The organism is Homoserinimonas sp. A520 (genome assembly GCF_054489245.1).
Genome location: NZ_JBTMWX010000009.1, coordinates 51,130 through 68,860 on the forward strand (window position 1 = coordinate 51,130; position 17,731 = coordinate 68,860).

The following is a 17,731-nucleotide window of genomic DNA, read 5'->3' on the forward strand; positions in this document are numbered from 1 at the left end:
GCGCCGGTTCCCCCCAACAGGCGCCGCCCCTCTTTCTTTAACGCGCGCTTCCTCGCTCGATGCCGGACCGCTTCGTGACTCTCACCCTCCCCAGCCTGTTGAACGCAGGGTTCCTGACGTCACCGCGACGACCACGGCGTTGTCGAGCGGGGCGCCCATAGCCTCCGTTGGGTGTCCGATTATTCCCCCAACCCACCTCATCCGTCAGTCCAGTCACACTGGCAACAGCAGCCACCATCTGCCACGGACCAGCCTCGGTTCGTTGCCCGTCCACCTGGCTCCGAGGCATCAGAATGGGGTACAAGCAGCGATTCCGGGGTACGGCTGGGACGCTCGGGGGAAACTCTCAGCGAGTTCGGGCCGCTAGGTCGGCTGGTGGCCGACCCGCTGGTGACGGATGTCTTCGTGAACGGCCACGACGAGGTCTGGTTCGACCGTGGTGGCGGGCTGGAATCCGAGCACTTTCCCGAGCTTGACGAGCGCCACCTCCGGGAGCTCGCGGTGCGGCTGATCGCCCAGGGCGGCCGTCACATCGACGAAACCAGTCCCTGCGTCGATGTGCGGCTGCACGACGGCATCCGGGTGCATGCGGTGCTGCCGCCGATTTCCCCGCGGGGCACCCTTCTCTCCATCCGACTGCCCAGGGTCGGGCACCTCTCCCTCGGCGACCTCGATGCCGCACAGTTCTTCGAAGTGGTCCCGTTGGACACGGTTTCCCGGCTGGTCGAGCGCCGGGCCAACGTGCTGATCAGTGGTGCGGGCGGCAGCGGCAAGACCACCCTGCTCTCCGCCATCCTGTCGAGCGCACCCAGCACGGATCGGATCATGGCCATCGAAGACGTGGCCGAACTGCGCGTCGCGCATCCGCAGTTCGTCTCCCTCGAAGCGCGCCAGGCAAACCTCGAAGGTGCTGGCGAGGTCGGCTTGCAGCGTTTGGTTCGCGAGGCGTTGCGGATGCGCCCGGACCGCCTGGTGCTGGGGGAGTGCCGGGGCGCCGAGATCAGGGAGCTGCTGGCGGCGCTGAACACCGGCCACGATGGTGGCGCGGGAACGCTGCACGCCAACTCGCTGGCGGATGTTCCCGCGCGCCTCGAAGCGCTGGGCGCGCTCGCCGAGATGAGCCCGACCGCGGTGGCCCGCCAGACCGTCAGCGCGATCGACGCCGTGCTGCACCTGCGGCGCGACCACGGCGTTCGGCGCCTGGTGGAGGTCGGCTCGTTCGAGCTGGACGCGAACGGCCGCCTCCAGGTGCGCCCAGCCGAGCCGGGGCATCCGCTCGATGACCAGCCATGAACCGGAGGAGGGCCGACGCGTCGGTGGAGCAGGAGAATGTTGCCTCGCTGGTGCAGCGCCTGGCCGTGCTGCTCGCCGCCGGTGTTCCGCCGCCCTCCGCCTGGGGTTACCTGCTGCCGGAGAACGGTGAGTCCGACTGGTTGCGACTGAACGAGGTGGTTCGCCGGATCCGGTCCCACGGCGCGGCGGATGAGGCGATCCTGGCGGCGGTGGGCGACCTGCCGGAGTCGGCCGGCTGGCGAGGCCTGGCTGCCGCCTGGCGGGTGGCATCCGAAGCCGGTGCACCGCTGGCGCCGACCCTGGCGGAACTGGCCGGCTCATTGAGGGACCTCGCGGAAACCGACCGGGAGGTGCAGGTCGCCCTGGCAGCACCGGTCGCGACCGCCCGGATGGTGATGGCCCTCCCCGTGGTCGGGGTGTTGTTCGGGCTCGCCCTCGGATTCGACACGCTCGGCACGCTGTTCGGCACTCCAGCCGGGCTGGTGTGCCTGATGCTCGGCGCCGGCCTCATGCTCATCGCCCGGTTCTGGAATCGGCGGTTGGTGCGCTCCGCCGCACCGACCGTTCAGAGCCCCGGACTCGCCCTCGACCTGGTCGCGATCGCCGTCAGCGGCGGGGCGTCAACCGATCGGGCGATCCAGGCGGCCACCAGCGCATGCCAGGGCAGTTCGATCCCCATCGGGCACGACCAGGCTGCCATCGACAGCGTGCTGCAGCTCTCCCGTCGGGCAGGAGTGCCGGCGGCGGCGCTGCTGAGATCGGAGGCAGAGGAAGCCCGCCGCCGTGCCCGCAGCGATGGTGCGCGTCGAGCGGCAACGCTGTCGGTGACCCTGATGCTGCCGCTCGGCCTGTGCATCCTCCCGGCCTTCATGCTGCTGGGCGTGGCACCGCTGCTGATCGCCGTCATCTCGTCCACAGTCGCAGGTTTCTGACCGACTCCACCGATGCGCGCTGCGCCGGCCAGGCAGCATCCGGCGCCGCCAAGACTGAGTGGGACCGGCTGCGATCGCGACCGGCACACCACAACAGGAAGACACATCGTGCGACGAGCATTAAGAGGACTCCAGGCCGTCATCACCGAGCGGATGCGCGCAGCAGGCGAGAGGGGCGCCGCGACGGCGGAGTACGCCATCGTGATCATGGCTGCTGTCGGCTTCGCCGGGCTGCTCGTCGTCATCATGCGCAGCGACGAGGTGCGGGCCGTGCTCACCGACCTGATCCAGCGTGCGCTCACGTTCGCCGGGTAGGCGCTGCCGACTGCGCGGTGAGCGGGGAGCGGTCACCGCCGAGTTCGCGACGGCGATGCCGGCGGTGATCCTGGTGCTCGCGTTCTGCCTGGCCGGTGGGCAGCTCGCGAACCAGCAACTCCGCCTGCAGGACGCCGCATCGACCGCCGCGCGCGCGGCCTCCCGTGGTGAACCGGCGAGCACGGTCGACGCGAGGGCGCGGCACTTGGTCCCGCGGGCATCCGTCAACCGCAGCGACCGGAACGGCCTGGTCTGCGTGACTGTTGCGCTGCCTGCAGCGCTTCCCGGTCTCGCCTCGGCGGTGACGCTGACGGCATCCGCCTGCGCCCTGGCCGAGACCCGCTGATGCGCTCGCTCCGGGATGAGTCCGGCGCCGGTTCGATTCTCGTCGTCGCGATTCTCGCCGCCGTGCTCGGACTGAGCGCGCTGTCGGTACCCCTCTATTCAGTGCTGGCGGTCAAAGGGGTCGCCAGTGGGGCAGCGGATGCCGCGGCGCTCGCCGCAGCAGACGTCGCCATCGGCCTCGCGCCCGGCGTTCCCTGCGTCGCCGCCGCGCGAATCGCCGAGGCGAACGGCACGGTTCTCTCGGCCTGCCAGCCGGACGGATTGGTGGTGACCGTGCGCGTGGAAGCGGTCGTGCTCGGCTTCACCGTCGGGGCAACTGCGACGGCCGGCCCGGCAGTCGAAGGGCCCTGACTCTGGGAGCTTGCGCAAACTCGATTAACAGTGCATGCGGTTTGAGTGTGTATGGTTTCGAGGGCAACCCCCAATCAACGTAATTCTCAAGGAGTCCGGTGTCAGGCACGAAGAAGCTGGTCATTGTCGAGTCGCCGGCCAAGGCGAAGACAATCGCCCAGTACCTGGGTGACGGGTACGAGGTACTCGCCTCGGTCGGCCACATCCGTGACCTCATCGAGCCGAAGAACCTGCCGCCCGAGCTGAAGAAGGGGTCGCTGGGAAAGTTCTCCATCGACGTCGAGAACGATTTCCAGCCCTACTACGTGGTGTCCGACCAGAAGAAGAAGACGGTCGCCGACCTGAAGCGCGCGCTCAAGGATGCCGACGAGCTCTACCTCGCAACTGATGAGGACCGCGAGGGGGAGGCCATCGCCTGGCACCTGCTCGAGGTGCTGAAGCCGAAGGTCCCGGTCAAGCGGATGGTGTTCCACGAGATCACGCAGGAGGCGATCCAGCGGGCGCAGGAAAGCCCGCGCGATCTTGACACCGCGCTGGTCGACGCACAAGAGACCCGTCGCATCCTGGACCGCCTCTACGGTTTCGAGGTTTCACCGGTGCTGTGGCGCAAGGTCGGCCCTGGGCTGTCCGCCGGTCGGGTGCAATCGGCAGCGACTCGCCTCATCGTCGACCGCGAACGCGAGCGGCTCGCCTTCGTCACCGCCAGCTACTGGGACCTGACGGCGACGCTCGCTCCCCACGAGACGAGCACCAACTTCGACGCCCGCCTCAGCAAGATCGACGGCAAGCGCATCGCCTCCGGACGGGACTTCGACGACAAGGGCGCGCTGAAGTCGGATGCCCGTGCTCTCGATGAGCAGTCCGCCCAGACGCTCGCGGCGGCCCTGCGTGAGCAGAGCACCACCATCGTGGTCTCGTCGGTCGAGGCGAAGCCGTACACCCGGCGCCCGGCCGCACCGTTCAGTACGTCGACCCTTCAGCAGGAGGCGGCGCGCAAGCTGCGCTTCTCTGCTCGCCAGACCATGAGCGTCGCCCAGGGATTGTACGAAAACGGCTACATCACCTACATGCGAACCGACTCGCTGAACCTGTCACAGCAGGCGATCAACGCGGCTCGCGCGCAGGCTGCCGCCCTCTACGGCCCGGAGAACGTGCCGGACAAGCCCCGCGTCTACGCCAGCAAGAGCAAGAACGCGCAGGAGGCGCACGAGGCGATCCGCCCATCCGGTGACACCTTCCGCACCCCGTCGGAGCTGCAGAGCGTGCTCCGCGGCAACGACTTCAAGCTGTACGAGTTGATCTGGAAGCGCACCGTCGCCTCCCAGATGGCCGACGCCAAGGGCTCAACAGCATCCGTTGGCATCACCGCAACGGTGGCGTCCGGCACGATCGCCGACTTCGTGGCGACCGGAACCGTCATCACCTTCCGCGGCTTCCTGCAGGCGTACGAGGAGGGCACGGACGAAGAGCGCAACAAGGATGACGCGAAGGAGGCCAAGCTTCCGCCGCTGACCGAGGGCCAGTCGCTCACGGCCGTCGAGGTGGAGGCGAAGGGGCACGAGACCAGCCCGCCGCCGCGCTACACCGAGGCGAGCCTGGTCAAGACGCTGGAAGAGCTCGGCATCGGGCGCCCGTCGACGTACGCGGCGATCATCTCCACCATCATCGACCGCGGGTATGTGACGCCGCGCGGTCAGGCGCTGGTACCCAACTGGGTCGCGTTCTCGGTCATCCGCCTGCTTGAGCAGTACTTCGGCGACCTGGTCGAATACGCCTTCACGGCGGCGATGGAGGATGACCTCGACCACATCGCCGGCGGCAGGCAGAACCGGGTGGAGTGGCTGAACGGCTTCTACTTCGGCAACGACACCCACCGGGGTCTGCGCACCGTGATCGACAACCTGGGCGAGATCGACGCGAAGCAGATCAACTCCATTGCGATCACCGACGACATCACCCTGCGCATCGGCAAGTATGGGCCATACCTTGAGGTGGCGGATGCGGACGCGGCGGCGGATGCGACGCCACGGCGCGTCAACCTGCCGCAAGACCTGGCACCGGACGAGCTGACCGCCCAGAAGGCACAGGAACTGATCGACGCACCCGTGGTCGACGACCGCATCGTCGGCGTCAACCCGGCCAACGGCAAGAACATTGTCGCCAAGGACGGCCGCTTCGGCCCCTACGTGACCGAGCTCGATCCTGAGCCCGAAGCCGAAGCAGCTCCGGTCCCTGAGCTCGTCGACGGGTCCGAAGTCGACCCGGCCACCGGCGAACTCATCGAGAAGCCGAAGAAGAAGGCGGCCACCAAGAAGTCGACGGCGCCCAAGCCGCGCACGGCATCCATCTTCAAGTCGATGGACCTGGCCACCATCGACCTCGACACGGCGCTCAGGTTGCTCGACCTCCCGCGCGTGGTCGGAGCCGACCCGGAGACCGGCGAGGAGATCACCGCGCAGAACGGCCGCTACGGTCCGTACCTCAAGAAGGGCAGCGACACCCGGTCTCTGACCGAGGAAGACCATATCTTCGACATCGACCTGGCCGGTGCGGTGGAGCTGTTCGCCCAGCCGAAGTATGGCGCCCGCAAAGCCTCCAGCGCCCTTAAGGAATTCGATGCCGACCCGGAGAGCGGCAAGCCGATCAGGATCAAGGACGGCCGCTTCGGCGCCTATGTGACGGATGGCGTGACCAACGCCACCATCCCGCGCGGGGAAACCATCGAAGAGATCGACTTCGAGCGGGCCGTGCAACTGCTGGCGGACAAGCGAGCGAAGGGTCCGGCTAAGAAGCCCGCGGCCAAGAAGAAGGCACCAGCGAAGAAGAAGGCGCCCGCCAAGAAGCCGGCGGCGAGGAAGGCACCTGCAAAGAAAGCACCGGCAAAGAAGACGGGCATCCCGAAATCCATCGAAGGGGACTCGGAGTAGCCGTGACCGGCCTCTTCATCACCTTCGAGGGCGGCGACGGGTCAGGTAAGACCACTCAGGCGCGTTTCCTCGCCGACTGGCTGCAGGCATCCGGTCACACCGTCATGCACACCCGGGAGCCGGGCGGCACCGAGCTCGGCCTGGAGTTGCGAGAGATCGTGCTGCACCGCCGCGGCGACATCGCACCGCGCGCCGAAGCCCTCATCTATGCGGCAGACCGCGCGCACCATATCGCGACCAAGGTGAGGCCGGCGATCGAGCGGGGTGAGGTGGTGATCCAGGATCGCTACCTCGACTCATCCGTCGCCTACCAGGGTGCCGGGCGGGTGCTCGACGGTACCGAAATCCGTGACCTGTCGCTGTGGGCCACCGAAGGATTCATGCCGGCGCTGACCATCCTGCTCGACCTGGACGAGTCGGCTGGCCGCGACCGGATGCAACGCCGCACCAAATACGATCGCCTCGAGGCTGAGGAGGCAGACTTCCACGCCCGCGTGCGCGCCGGCTACCTCGAACTGGCTGCCGCCGAGCCGGAACGGTTCCTCGTGCTGAACGCCACCGACAGCATGGAGTCGATCGCGGCGGCAATCCGCGCTCGAGTGGAGCCCCTCCTCTCCTGATGCCCCTGCAGCGACTCGTCGCCTGAAGTGCCCGTTCCGGAGAATAGTGTCCGTTCCGCCGGGCACTATTCTCCGGAACGGGCACTTTCGCGACTGTGGAGAGCGGTGCGGACGGGTCGCAGGTGACCTTTAGGCTTACAGCATGTCTGTGTGGGATGAACTGACCGGCCAGGCCGAGGCGATCTCGGTCTTCCGTGCCGCGGCCGAGTCGACGGCCATCGGTGCACCGGTCGGGGAATCGGCGATGACCCACTCCTGGCTGATCACCGGCCCTCCCGGCTCCGGCCGCTCCAACCTCGCCTATGCGTTCGCGACAGCGCTACTCAGTCCGGGAACACCGGACGGCGACGAGGCGACCCGGCGTCAGGTGGCCGCTCGCACGCATCCGGATCTCGCGGTGCTCAGTACAGAAGGCGTCATCATCAAGATGGAAGACGTCAAGCGAATCGTCGCCAGCTCGCAGTTCTCGCCGTCCGTCAGCCGCTACCGCGTGATGATCGTCGAAGACGCCGACCGCATGGTGGAGCGCACCTCGAATGTGCTGCTGAAGGCGTTGGAGGAGCCGCCTCCGCGCACAGTGTGGATCCTGTGCGCGCCGAGCGAGGCCGACCTGCTGCCGACCATCCGCTCCCGGGTGCGCACCGTTCGCCTGCGTGTTCCGTCGATCGCTGATGTCGCGGAGTTGATCGTGGCGCGCGACGGCGTCGATCTTGAGACGGCGACCAGGGCGGCACGTGAGGCGCAGAGCCACATCGGCATGGCGCGCAGACTGGCCACCAACGATGACGCCCGCCGCAGGAGGCACCAGACGCTGGAAACCGCGCTGGGCATCCGCACGGTATCGGATGCCGTGATGGCGGCGGCGACGCTGCTCGAGCTGGCGGGGGAGGACGGCAAGGCGATTACCGCCGAGCTGGACGCCCAGGAACGCGAGAGCGCCCTGCGATCGCTCGGCGTCGAGCCGGGTGGAACGATTCCGCCCAGGCTGCGCGGGCAGCTGAAAGACCTCGAAGAGGACCAGAAGCGCCGGGCCACCCGCAGCCTGCGGGACGGCATCGACCGGATCATGGTCGACCTGCTGTCGCTCTACCGCGACATCCTGCTCATCCAGCTGGGTGCTGACATCGAGCCGGTCAACCTGGCCATCCTCCCCAAGCTCCGTGACGCTGCCGCACATTCTTCGGCCACGCAGACGCTGGCCACCATGGACGCCATCGTTACGGCACGCCGGCGAATCGAGGGCAATGTGTCCCCAGTGCTGTCGCTGGAGGCAACCCTCATCTCGGCTACCAGAAGGGGCGCCGCTTAGTGGCGCTGCGTCGTTCCGGGGTCGTCGCCGCAGTTCTCGCCGTCGCCGTCGTGCTGAGCGGATGCGTGCCCTGGCTCGGCCAGTCGAAGCCGATGACGTCGACCCCGACCGGGGAGAAAGTGTCGGCAGAGCTGCAGCCGTTCTACGACCAGGTGCTGAAGTGGTCAGCCTGCGAGGACGGCTTCCAGTGTGCGACAGCGGATGTCCCGCTCGATTGGAGCGATCCTTCCCGCGACAGCATCGAGCTCGCCCTGATCCGCAGTGTGGCCACCGGGGACCGGCTCGGCTCGCTGCTGATCAACCCGGGTGGGCCGGGAGCATCCGGTTTCGAATTCGTGCGCGACAGCCTGGACTTCGCCGTGTCGGCGAGGCTGCAGTCCCGTTACGACATTGTCGGCTTCGACCCTCGCGGGGTGAACAGGTCATCCCCGGTTGACTGCTACGACGAACCGGATGAGCTGACCGCGTTCCTCTACGAGTTGTCGCCGGAGGAGGTGGGTTCCGAGGCCTGGATCGACGACATCGAGCAGTCCTCCGCCGAGTTCGGTGAAGCGTGCCTGGAGCACACCGGCGAGCTTCTCGGTTTCGTTGACACGGTGAGCGCTGCCCACGACCTCGACCTCTTGCGGGCGATCCTCGGTGACACCGACCTCAACTACCTCGGCTACTCGTATGGGACGCTGCTCGGTGCGACCTACGCCGACCTCTACCCGGAGAACACCGGCAGGCTGGTGCTGGACGGCGCTGTGGACCCGGCGACGACGGACTTCGAGGTCACGGCGACTCAGGCCCAAGGTTTCGAGAGCGCGCTGCGTGCCTACCTGGCCGACTGCATGACCGGTACTGCGTGCCCATTCCGTGGGTCGGTCGATCAGGCGATGCTGGACATCCGCGCCCTGTTCGAGAGCCTGGATGCCAGTCCGTTGCGGGCTGCGGACGGCCGCCAGCTGGGTAGCGGCGCCATGTTCAACGCGCTGATCCTGCCGCTCTACAGTTCGACGACCTGGTCGTACCTCACCGACCTGTTCAACGAGGTGATGGCGGGCCGGGCCGATTTCGCGTTCCAGCTGGCCGACTCGTACTACGGCCGGAACGACGACGGCACGTTCGCCGACAACTCGACGGAGGCGTTCATCGCCGTCAACTGCCTGGACTACGTCTCGACCAGCACGCGGGAAACCCTGCACGCGGAGGCGGCCGAGCTTGCCAGGCTTGCCCCGGTGCTCGGGCCGCAGATGTCGTACGGTGGAACGTCGTGCAGCGAGTGGCCGTTCGAGGCGACGCGCCTGCGGGTGCCGATTGCGGCATCCGGTTCTGCGCCGATCGTCGTGGTCGGTACCACCAATGACCCGGCGACGCCGTACAAGTGGGCGCAGGCTCTCGCCGGCCAGCTGGAGAACGGCTACCTTGTGACCTACAACGGGGAAGGGCACACCGCCTACAACAAGTCGAACGCCTGCGTGAACGATGCCGTCGACGGGTACTTCATCGACGGGCAGGTTCCCGAGACCGACCCGCTCTGCTGACGCCAGATCATCCGGTAAGCTTTCTTGCTGTGCCATCGGCGAAAGCCGCCAGCCGCCGCCTTAGCTCAGTTGGTAGAGCATCTCACTCGTAATGAGAAGGTCGTCAGTTCGATTCTGACAGGCGGCTCCAGGAGAAACCCCACCATTACTAGGATCGAGGCTTGCCTCCACTCCCCACCTTCGTCGCCAAAGCGGGGTTCGCCAGATTCGTATTCCGAGCACCGGGGCCGGTCCTTGGGGTTGCTCACTGAGCGGGCAAGCCGAGAACGCGCCTGAGGAGGTGCTCACCACAATCGGCCGACGTTCCGCAAGCCGATCCTCGTGAGGGACGTCGCGGTCAAGCAGGTGGGGGACCCGCTCTGTCACCCCTTAGCCTGCCGCCATTCAGCCCCTCCTAGTGGGGGCAGACCAGCTATCTCGATATAGCTAGATTTGACCCATGGAACCATTGTCGCGAGTCACGCCAGCCACCATTGATGTTCTGAAGGTTCTCAGCGAGTCGGACGTCGCGTGCTGGGGCCTGCAAGTGATCAAGCTGAGCGGCAGGCCGGCTGGCAGCGTCTATCCGATCCTCGAACGGCTGGAGTCCTCCGGCTGGGTGACTTCGAGTTGGGAGACGGATGATGCCCGCTCGGGGCCACGCCGGCGGTACTACGAGCTAACTGAGGGCGGCGTTACGGCGGCCGCCCAGGCCATTGAGGGCTTCGCCCGCAAATCGATGAACGCCAGCCTGCGGCCTTCGTCCGCGTCGGTGGCGACAGCATGAAAAGCATGAGCCAGCTGGTCGTGGGGCTTGCGGCTTCGCTGCTCCCGCGTGCCGCCCGCGATCGCTACCGGGAGCAGTGGCTCGGGGAGCTTCGGGACGCGTCCGAGGCCGGAGTTCGGGCATCCGATGTCGCGATCGGTTCACTGGCCTTCGCCGTGACCCTGGAGCGGCCGCTGCCGTCGCTGAGCCGGATGCCTGATGCGAAGGTTCGCAGTCGGGCCCGACTTGCTGCTGGAGTGGCCCTCGGCGCGGCGCTCCTCGCGCTCACGCGATACGCCGACATCGTGACTGCCGCGATCTGGAACCCAAATCCGGGCGTCAACTTCGTCATATTCACGATGTCGTCGCTGCTCGACGCCTTCGCGGTGCTCGGCCCCATCTTCGCCGTGGCGTTGGTCACGGTCACCCTCGGAGTCTCAGCGCGAATCCGAGGCGCGGTCTGGCTCCTTGCTCTCGCGGGATACTCGCACGTCGCGCAGACTCAGATCGACAGTTACTTCTACATCGACGGCGACATGCTCCTGAGTCGTGGCACGGTGAGCTACTTAGTGGCGATCGCAGTGATCTCGATGGCCGTCGTGCTGTTGCGCACCGAATTTCGTTCACTCAAACGGCCGTCGGCGCTGCTCCCTCGTCATCGCCGCATTATCTTCTCAGCCCTCGCCGGTGCGGCCCTGCTCCTCATCGCGACTGTGTGCGTGGTGGATTCGATCGTCGCCTGGGCCGGGCGCACCCCGTTGGTCTTCGGCGGAAACGCGAACGGCGCCGTCTACCAGGAGTGGTTGGCGCACAAAGCTCTCGGAGAAGCCACCGTCTCTGCTGTCTTCGCCGTCTGGGCCGTCCTCTGCGGAGTGGTGGCCGTCGTTGTGATTGCCGCAGGACTGTCCCGTCGATCCACCGTCAGTGGTCATGTCGTGAGGTTCGTCGTCGCAGTCGCCCTCATCGGGATGAGCTATGCCTCAGTCGTGGATTTTCTTCGACTGATGACCTGGACAGTGGAGATGACCGTCCCAACTGAACTAGTGATGCTCCTGGGGCGCTGGGTCTTGGTGCTAGTAGTACTAGTCAGCGTGGGCAACCTTCGCTTCCCAAGGCACATCGCTGTGGCCACGACCGGGGACATCGTGGATGGACATCGATAACGAGATCGACCGCGTGCTCTTCGTTTTCCGGCAAGGGCAGAGATCCGCATTCCGATCTCGATCAAATTAGCAAACAGCAGCCGCTCGACGGCGCCTGCCTTGGTTGCATCCGAGGTCAGTTTGCCGTCGTCCCCGTGCCGTCCCCGCAGAACCGAAACGCGTGCACTTAGTGCCGCAATCGGCAGTGGGTGCAACGCATGCAATCAGTGAAATGCACCCCTTGTCCGGGTCAGACGCACTCGTAATGAGAAGGTCGTCAGTTCGATTCTGACAGGCGGCTCCACCGTTATTCTCAAACCCTAGTGTGCTGTCACGGCGGGACCTCCGTTCCCTCCCGGCTTCTGTCATGTGGGGGTAGTGTCGCGGCATGGCGACCGCAACGACACAGACTCGCAAGCGTGAGGCTTTCGGCTCTCGGAACGTGTTCATCCTCTCGGCCATCGGCTCCGCAGTCGGCCTCGGCAACATCTGGCGCTTTCCATACGTGGCGTATGAGGGCGGCGGCGGCGCCTTCCTCATTCCGTACCTGTGTGCCCTGTTGACTGCCGGCATCCCGTTGCTCTTCTTCGACTATGCGATCGGGCACCGTTTTCGCGGGTCGGCACCGCTCGCGTTCCGACGGATGCACCGGGCGGCCGAGCCGCTCGGGTGGTGGCAGGTGCTCATCTGCGTCGCCATCGCGGCGTACTACGCCGTCATCATCGCGTGGGCCGCAATGTACACATGGTTCTCGGCACAGCTCACCTGGGGCAAGGGCAACGAGGAGGACTTCTTCTTCACCGACTTCCTGCAGATGGGGGATGTCGCAGACGGGGGGTTATCGACGACGTTCGTCCCACAGGTGGGCATCCCACTGCTGGTCGTTTGGCTCGTGGTCATCGTGATCATGGCTCTCGGAGTCAGGCGCGGGATCGGCCGCGCGAACTTGGTGCTGATGCCGCTGCTGACGGTGATGTTCGCCATCCTCGTGGTGCAGTCGCTGTTCCTGCCCGGGGCGATGGAGGGGTTGGGCGCCTTCTTCACCCCCGACTGGGAGGCCCTCGCCAACCCCGGCGTGTGGGCATCCGCCTACGGGCACATCTTCTTCTCGCTGTCGGTCGCGTTCGGCATCATGGTGACCTACGCCTCGTACCTCAAACGCAAGACCGACCTCACCGGCTCCGGCCTGGTCGTCGCCTTCGCGAACTCCGGGTTCGAGATCCTCGCAGGTATCGGCGTCTTCGCGGCGCTCGGTTTCATGGCGCAGGCGCAGGGAACGGATGTGGCGGGAGTCGCGACATCCGGTATCGGCCTTGCGTTCATCGCCTTCCCGACCATCGTCTCGCAGGCGACGGGTGGCACGATCATCGGGGTTCTGTTCTTCGGCGCGCTGGTCTTCGCCGGCGTCACATCGCTCATTTCGATCCTCGAGGTGATCGTTGCCGCGCTGCAAGACAAGCTCGGCTGGACACGTATCCGCACGACCCTCACCGTGTCCATCCCGCTGGCCATCGTGTCGATGGCGTTGTTCTCGACTACCACGGCACTGGCGGTGCTCGACACGACGGACGCCTTCGTCAACGCGTTCGGCATCATGGCAGTGGCGTTTGTCGCGGTCATCGTGGTCGCTTGGCTGCTGGGTAAACTGCCGACGCTGCAGGCGCACCTGAACGAACGCTCGAGCTTCCGCATCAGCCTGGTGTGGAAGGTGCTCATCGCGGGGCTGGCGCCGGTCGTGCTCGGCTACCTGTTCGTCAGCGAACTCATCGCGAAGATTTCCGACCCGTACGGCGGTTACCCGACGTGGTTCCTCGCCGTTTTCGGCTGGGGCATGGTGGTCGCCCTCGTCGTCCTTGCGCTCCTTCTCTCGCTCCTGCCGTGGAGCGGGCGCTCGCGCGCCAGGGATGACCCAGAGTACGACGAGTTCCTCACTGAGGAGCACTACGATCCGGATCCGGAGACCAACACCGTGCGCGTGGTCGCTCCGACGAAGAGTGGAGAACGCTCATGACACCGACAGCCCTCGTCATGATGATCATCGCCATGGCTACTGTGTGGGGCGGATTGGTCGCCGCCGTCTTCAATCTCGCGCGCCATCCTGAGGTAGCAGAGACGGAGCCGGCCCCGCCCATCGAGCTCTAGGCGACTTCGTCGCGCCCGCGCGCGCACTGTCAGGTAAAGGGTACAAACGGGATTTCGGGGGACAAAACGATCGTTCTGTCCCCCCGAGATTTCTGGGAATTGCCTGCGAAACACCCCCAATACAGGTGGCAATCGGGGTCCAGTGCCCCGAGATTGCTTGATGTGCCCGGTCGGGGTACCTATTCTTGACCTAACATCGTTTTCGGGGTACATAACGAGTTTCTTTTACGGGGGATCAGATGAAGCGTTCAGCGCTACTCGTCGCGCTTTTCACAGCGGTGATCACCCTCGTCCTCCCCTTTGTCGGCGGCAGCGGTCCGTCCCTGGTCGAGGAAACCCCGGCCTATGCGGCACAGGTTGCCGGCCCGATGTTCGCCACGGATGCCAGCGCAGCGGCACAGATTGCGACCACAACACTCGAGACCGGTGCCAGCGAGACACCACAGACCGCTGCGGAGCGCGAGGCCATGCTGGCCACCGACTCCGAGCACCTGGCCCAGAAGCCGGTTCCCAAGCCCATCCCGAAGCCGGTCCTCAACAAGAGCGACCGGGCGAGCGGTACCGCCGCACGACGCGCTGCTGCTGAGGCTGCCGGGTTCACCTGTCCCGGCAACATCGGCGGCTCGACCGCTGGAGCGCCCGGTGTCTCTGCCGGTGGCGGGATGATCACCGGAACCACCTCAGGCGACCTGGCCTCGTTCGCCAGCCAGTACAACGCCATCCGCGTGGCCAACTGCCTGCAGCCGGTGCCGATGTCGAACATCCGCTACGACTCCTGCCTTGAGGCCCGCCTTATTTGGATGGCCGAAGATCCGAGCACCGACCCGTCCAGCGCGTGGGGCCACATCGGCTCTTCCCGCAGCGACGGAGTGCCCAGCGTCGGCTGCGACGGCAACCTGGCCGGCGGCTCGGGCGACAGTGGCGCGAGTGCGGCCAGCAAGTGGTGGAACTCGACGTCACACCGCAACTCCCTGTACAAGCCGTCCTACGCCGGTGCCACCTCCGGGGTCTGCATCTATTTCGCGATGACCCACGGCGGCGTGCCGAACGAGGCATACAGCTTCAGCCGCGCCGCGGCCCGCTGGGGTGGCTGCTAGCTCCTCATCGGCTAGATACCATTCCTAGAGGAAGCCTCCCGTGCGGGACGCTTCAGAGGGGAACGGATGTCGTCGGCACTTCGCTGGGGGATTCTCGGCACTGGTGGCATCGCCCACCTGCAGACTCGGGACCTGGTTGACAACGGGTTCACGGTGACGGCCGTCGGATCGCGCTCGAAGGCGTCCGCTGACGCGTTCGCTGCAGAATTCGGAATCCCGACCGCTCACGCGAGCTACGAGGCGCTGGTCGCCGATCCCGAGGTTGACGTCGTCTACGTGTCGACGCCGCACCCCTTCCACGCGCCGGGCGCGAAGCTCGCGCTGGAAGCAGAAAAGCACGTGCTGCTGGAGAAGCCGTTCACGGTGAACGCCGCAGAAGCCAGGGAGGTGGTCGCCCTCGCTGCCGACCGCGGCCTGGTGGTGCTCGAAGCCATGTGGACGCGGTTCCTCCCGCAGTCGGAACGGGTGCGTCAGCTGCTCGCGGATGGGGCGATCGGCGAGCCGCGTGCCCTCATCGCCGACCACAATCAGTTGCTGTCCACCGACCCGGAGAACCGGATCAACAGCCTCACCCTCGCCGGGGGAGCGTTGCTCGACCTGGGGATCTACCCGGTCTCCTTCGCCCACGAACTCTTCGGGGTGCCCACCCAGGTTGCTGCGATCGCCGAGCTGTCTGCCACCGGTGTCGACCGGCAGACGTCGATCATCCTCGGCTTCGAGGGTGGCCGGCAGGCGGTGCTGCACACGGCGCTCGACACCCCGGGTCCCAACACGGCGATGATCATCGGCACGGCCGGTCGCATCCAGTTCGACGCGGTCTGGTACACGCCGACCGCGATCACCGTGTTCGATCGCAGCGGCACTGTCGTGGAGCGGATCGAACCGAGCGAAGCCAGCCGCGGCATGCAGTACCAGGCCTGGGAGCTGGAACGCCTGGTTGCCGCCGGGGAGATCAGCGGGAGCATCCTGCCACCGGCTGAATCCATCAGCATTATGGAGACGCTCGACGAGGTGCGGCGCCAGATTGGGCTGGTCTACGCGGCCGATGCCTGACACGTCTTGGCGCAAGAAAGTAGAATTAGGCCATGACTCGCGCCCTGTTCATCATTGACGTGCAGAACGACTTCACCGAGGGCGGGGCCCTTGGGGTAACCGGTGGTGCTGCGGTGGCCGCCGGCATCAGTGAGCTCCTGCACACGTTCCCCGACCGCTACGACCACGTTTTCGCCTCCCGCGACTGGCACAACGCCAATGGCGACAACGGCGGACACTTCGCGACGGATGCTCCGCCAGACTTCGTGACGACCTGGCCGGTTCACTGCGTGGCTGAGACACCGGGTGCCGAGTACCACCCGGCACTCGACACCCAGCCGGTCGGTGTGCACGTGAAGAAGGGCCAGGGGGTTCCGGCGTACTCCATCTTCGAGGGCACTACGGAGGATGGTGCGACGGTGGCCGACAAGCTGGATGAGCTCGGCGTGCTCGACATCGATGTCGTCGGTATTGCCACCGACTACTGCGTGCGGGCATCCGCGCTGAACGCCGTCGAGCATGGCCGGCGCGTTCGCGTGCTCACCGACCTGGTGGCCGGGGTAGCCCCGGAGTCGAGCGATGCCGCGCTGATCGAGCTCGGTCACGCCGGCGTCGAACTCGTGAGCTCTGCTGCGAAGTGACTCTATGAGTGCACGGCGGGTGAACCGCCGCGGTGTCGCCCTGCTGGCATCCGCCCACGTCTTCGACGACTTCTATCAGGGGGTCGTTCCTGCCCTGCTCCCGTTCCTGGTGGCCGAGCGGCACTACAGTTATGCGGCGGTCGCTGGCCTGGTGCTCGCTGCGAACGTGCTGTCGTCGGTGGTGCAGCCTGCGTTCGGCTGGTGGGGCGACCGGCGGCCGCGCCGCTGGCTGATCCCCGCCGGGATGCTCACCGCGGCGATCGGCGTCGGCCTGGTCGCCTTCACTGTCGAGTACTGGATGACCTGGCTGGTGATCGCATTGTCCGGGGTGGGAATCGCCGCGTTCCACCCGGAGGCGGCCAGGGCTGCCAGGCAGGCCTCAGGCAACAGCAACCGGGCGATGAGCGTGTTCGCGCTGGGAGGCAACGTCGGGTTCGCCCTCGGGTCGCTGGTGGCCACCCCGCTCCTGCTGATTACCGGACTCAGCGGCAGCGTGCTGCTCGTCATCCCGGCCGCCCTCATGGCGACGCTGCTGGTCATCCGGCTGCGCACCGTTCTCGATGGCAAGAAGGGCTCGCAAAAGCGCCCCGCGCATCCGCCAGGGACGGATGACTGGCCGGCCTTCCTGAAGTTGACGGCGGTCGTCGTGGTCCGCTCGATCGTATTCTTCGGCACGATCTCGTTCGTCGCCCTGTACTTCATCAACGACTTCGGCACCTCCGAGGTGGTTGGTGGTGTGGCGCTGACGGTGTTCCTGTTCGCCGGCGCGGTGGGAACCGTTATCGGCGGCTGGACGGCCGACCGGCTGGGGCGACTGGTCAGCATCCGCCTGGGATTCGCACTCGCCATTCCGGCGATGGTCGGCCTCGCCCTCGCGCAGGATTGGGTGGTCGCGCTGATCTTCGTCGCCATTTGCGGCGTCACGATCTTCATGCCGTTCGCCGTGTTCGTCATCCTCGGGCAGGACTACCTGCCGAACCGCATCGGCATCGCGAGCGGCGTGACAGTGGGCATGGCGGTGACGGTCGGCGGACTATTCAGCCCGCTTCTCGGCTGGATCGCGGATGCCACGGACCTGCGCCTCACGTACGCGATCCTCGCCGGACTCACGGTCGTGGCGTTCGCGCTGGCGTTCCTGCTGCGCGAGCCGGCGGTGCCGCGGCACCCGCGGCCGGCCGGCGACGCCACGGCGGAGGCCGGCGACGAGGGCGCGCTGTAGCCTCCGCACCAACCGCGAGCCGGTTTGTTGACCCCGAGGCGGGTTAATGCGCTGTGAAGTGACGGGACATCGCTGACAGGTTCGTGACAGGACAT

The 17,731-nt window shown here is 66.4% G+C and carries 17 protein-coding genes and 1 tRNA gene; all 18 read left to right on the forward strand.

What is annotated here, in order from left to right:
• Positions 1-171 precede the first annotated feature (171 nt).
• The gene (locus ACX3PH_RS15835) at positions 172-1,293 is read left to right on the forward strand and encodes a TadA family conjugal transfer-associated ATPase (protein WP_459093661.1); all 1,122 of its coding nucleotides are present in this window, start codon (positions 172-174) and stop codon (positions 1,291-1,293) included.
• Complete coding sequence (locus ACX3PH_RS15840) at positions 1,290-2,225, forward strand: type II secretion system F family protein (RefSeq protein ID WP_459093662.1); 936 nt, start codon at positions 1,290-1,292, stop codon at positions 2,223-2,225. The genes ACX3PH_RS15835 and ACX3PH_RS15840 overlap by 4 nt, the downstream gene beginning before the upstream one ends.
• A gap of 153 nt (positions 2,226-2,378) precedes the next feature.
• Entirely contained in the window at positions 2,379-2,540 is a 162-nt protein-coding gene (locus tag ACX3PH_RS15845; protein WP_459093681.1) for a DUF4244 domain-containing protein, read from the forward strand.
• On the forward strand, positions 2,518-2,886 hold the full coding sequence (locus ACX3PH_RS15850; RefSeq protein ID WP_459093663.1) for a TadE family type IV pilus minor pilin: 369 nt from the start codon (positions 2,518-2,520) through the stop codon (positions 2,884-2,886). Before ACX3PH_RS15845 ends, ACX3PH_RS15850 begins: the two co-directional genes overlap by 23 nt.
• Positions 2,886-3,236, forward strand: a complete 351-nt coding sequence (locus ACX3PH_RS15855; RefSeq protein WP_459093664.1) for an Rv3654c family TadE-like protein — start codon at positions 2,886-2,888, stop codon at positions 3,234-3,236. The genes ACX3PH_RS15850 and ACX3PH_RS15855 overlap by 1 nt, the downstream gene beginning before the upstream one ends.
• Positions 3,237-3,334: 98 nt before the next feature.
• Positions 3,335-6,163 (forward strand): type I DNA topoisomerase, encoded by a 2,829-nt coding sequence (gene topA, locus ACX3PH_RS15860; protein ID WP_459093665.1) that lies wholly within the window; start codon positions 3,335-3,337, stop codon positions 6,161-6,163.
• A gap of 2 nt (positions 6,164-6,165) precedes the next feature.
• On the forward strand, positions 6,166-6,783 hold the full coding sequence (gene tmk, locus ACX3PH_RS15865) for a dTMP kinase (protein ID WP_459093666.1): 618 nt from the start codon (positions 6,166-6,168) through the stop codon (positions 6,781-6,783).
• A gap of 142 nt (positions 6,784-6,925) precedes the next feature.
• Positions 6,926-8,092, forward strand: a complete 1,167-nt coding sequence (locus ACX3PH_RS15870; RefSeq protein ID WP_459093667.1) for a DNA polymerase III subunit delta' — start codon at positions 6,926-6,928, stop codon at positions 8,090-8,092.
• The gene (locus ACX3PH_RS15875; RefSeq protein ID WP_459093668.1) at positions 8,092-9,618 is read left to right on the forward strand and encodes an alpha/beta hydrolase; all 1,527 of its coding nucleotides are present in this window, start codon (positions 8,092-8,094) and stop codon (positions 9,616-9,618) included. Before ACX3PH_RS15870 ends, ACX3PH_RS15875 begins: the two co-directional genes overlap by 1 nt.
• Before the next feature lie 54 nt (positions 9,619-9,672).
• Positions 9,673-9,748, forward strand: a tRNA-Thr gene (locus tag ACX3PH_RS15880).
• A 309-nt stretch (positions 9,749-10,057) separates the two neighbouring features.
• Positions 10,058-10,384, forward strand: a complete 327-nt coding sequence (locus ACX3PH_RS15885) for a PadR family transcriptional regulator (protein WP_459093669.1) — start codon at positions 10,058-10,060, stop codon at positions 10,382-10,384.
• Between the two features lie 5 nt (positions 10,385-10,389).
• The gene (locus tag ACX3PH_RS15890; protein ID WP_459093670.1) at positions 10,390-11,526 is read left to right on the forward strand and encodes a hypothetical protein; all 1,137 of its coding nucleotides are present in this window, start codon (positions 10,390-10,392) and stop codon (positions 11,524-11,526) included.
• 367 nt (positions 11,527-11,893) lie between these two features.
• Complete coding sequence (locus ACX3PH_RS15895; RefSeq protein WP_459093671.1) at positions 11,894-13,516, forward strand: sodium-dependent transporter; 1,623 nt, start codon at positions 11,894-11,896, stop codon at positions 13,514-13,516.
• On the forward strand, positions 13,513-13,647 hold the full coding sequence (locus ACX3PH_RS15900) for a methionine/alanine import family NSS transporter small subunit (protein WP_459093672.1): 135 nt from the start codon (positions 13,513-13,515) through the stop codon (positions 13,645-13,647). Before ACX3PH_RS15895 ends, ACX3PH_RS15900 begins: the two co-directional genes overlap by 4 nt.
• A 239-nt stretch (positions 13,648-13,886) precedes the next feature.
• Positions 13,887-14,744, forward strand: a complete 858-nt coding sequence (locus ACX3PH_RS15905) for a hypothetical protein (protein ID WP_459093673.1) — start codon at positions 13,887-13,889, stop codon at positions 14,742-14,744.
• Between the two features lie 66 nt (positions 14,745-14,810).
• Positions 14,811-15,797 (forward strand): Gfo/Idh/MocA family protein, encoded by a 987-nt coding sequence (locus ACX3PH_RS15910; RefSeq protein WP_459093674.1) that lies wholly within the window; start codon positions 14,811-14,813, stop codon positions 15,795-15,797.
• Positions 15,798-15,829: 32 nt separating this feature from the next.
• Positions 15,830-16,417 carry an isochorismatase family protein gene (locus tag ACX3PH_RS15915; RefSeq protein ID WP_459093675.1) on the forward strand — a complete coding sequence of 196 codons (588 nt, stop codon included), beginning with the start codon at positions 15,830-15,832 and terminating at the stop codon, positions 16,415-16,417.
• Between the two features lie 4 nt (positions 16,418-16,421).
• A complete protein-coding gene (locus ACX3PH_RS15920; protein WP_459093676.1) occupies positions 16,422-17,636 on the forward strand; it encodes an MFS transporter in 1,215 nt (404 codons plus the stop codon).
• Positions 17,637-17,731: the final 95 nt, after the last annotated feature.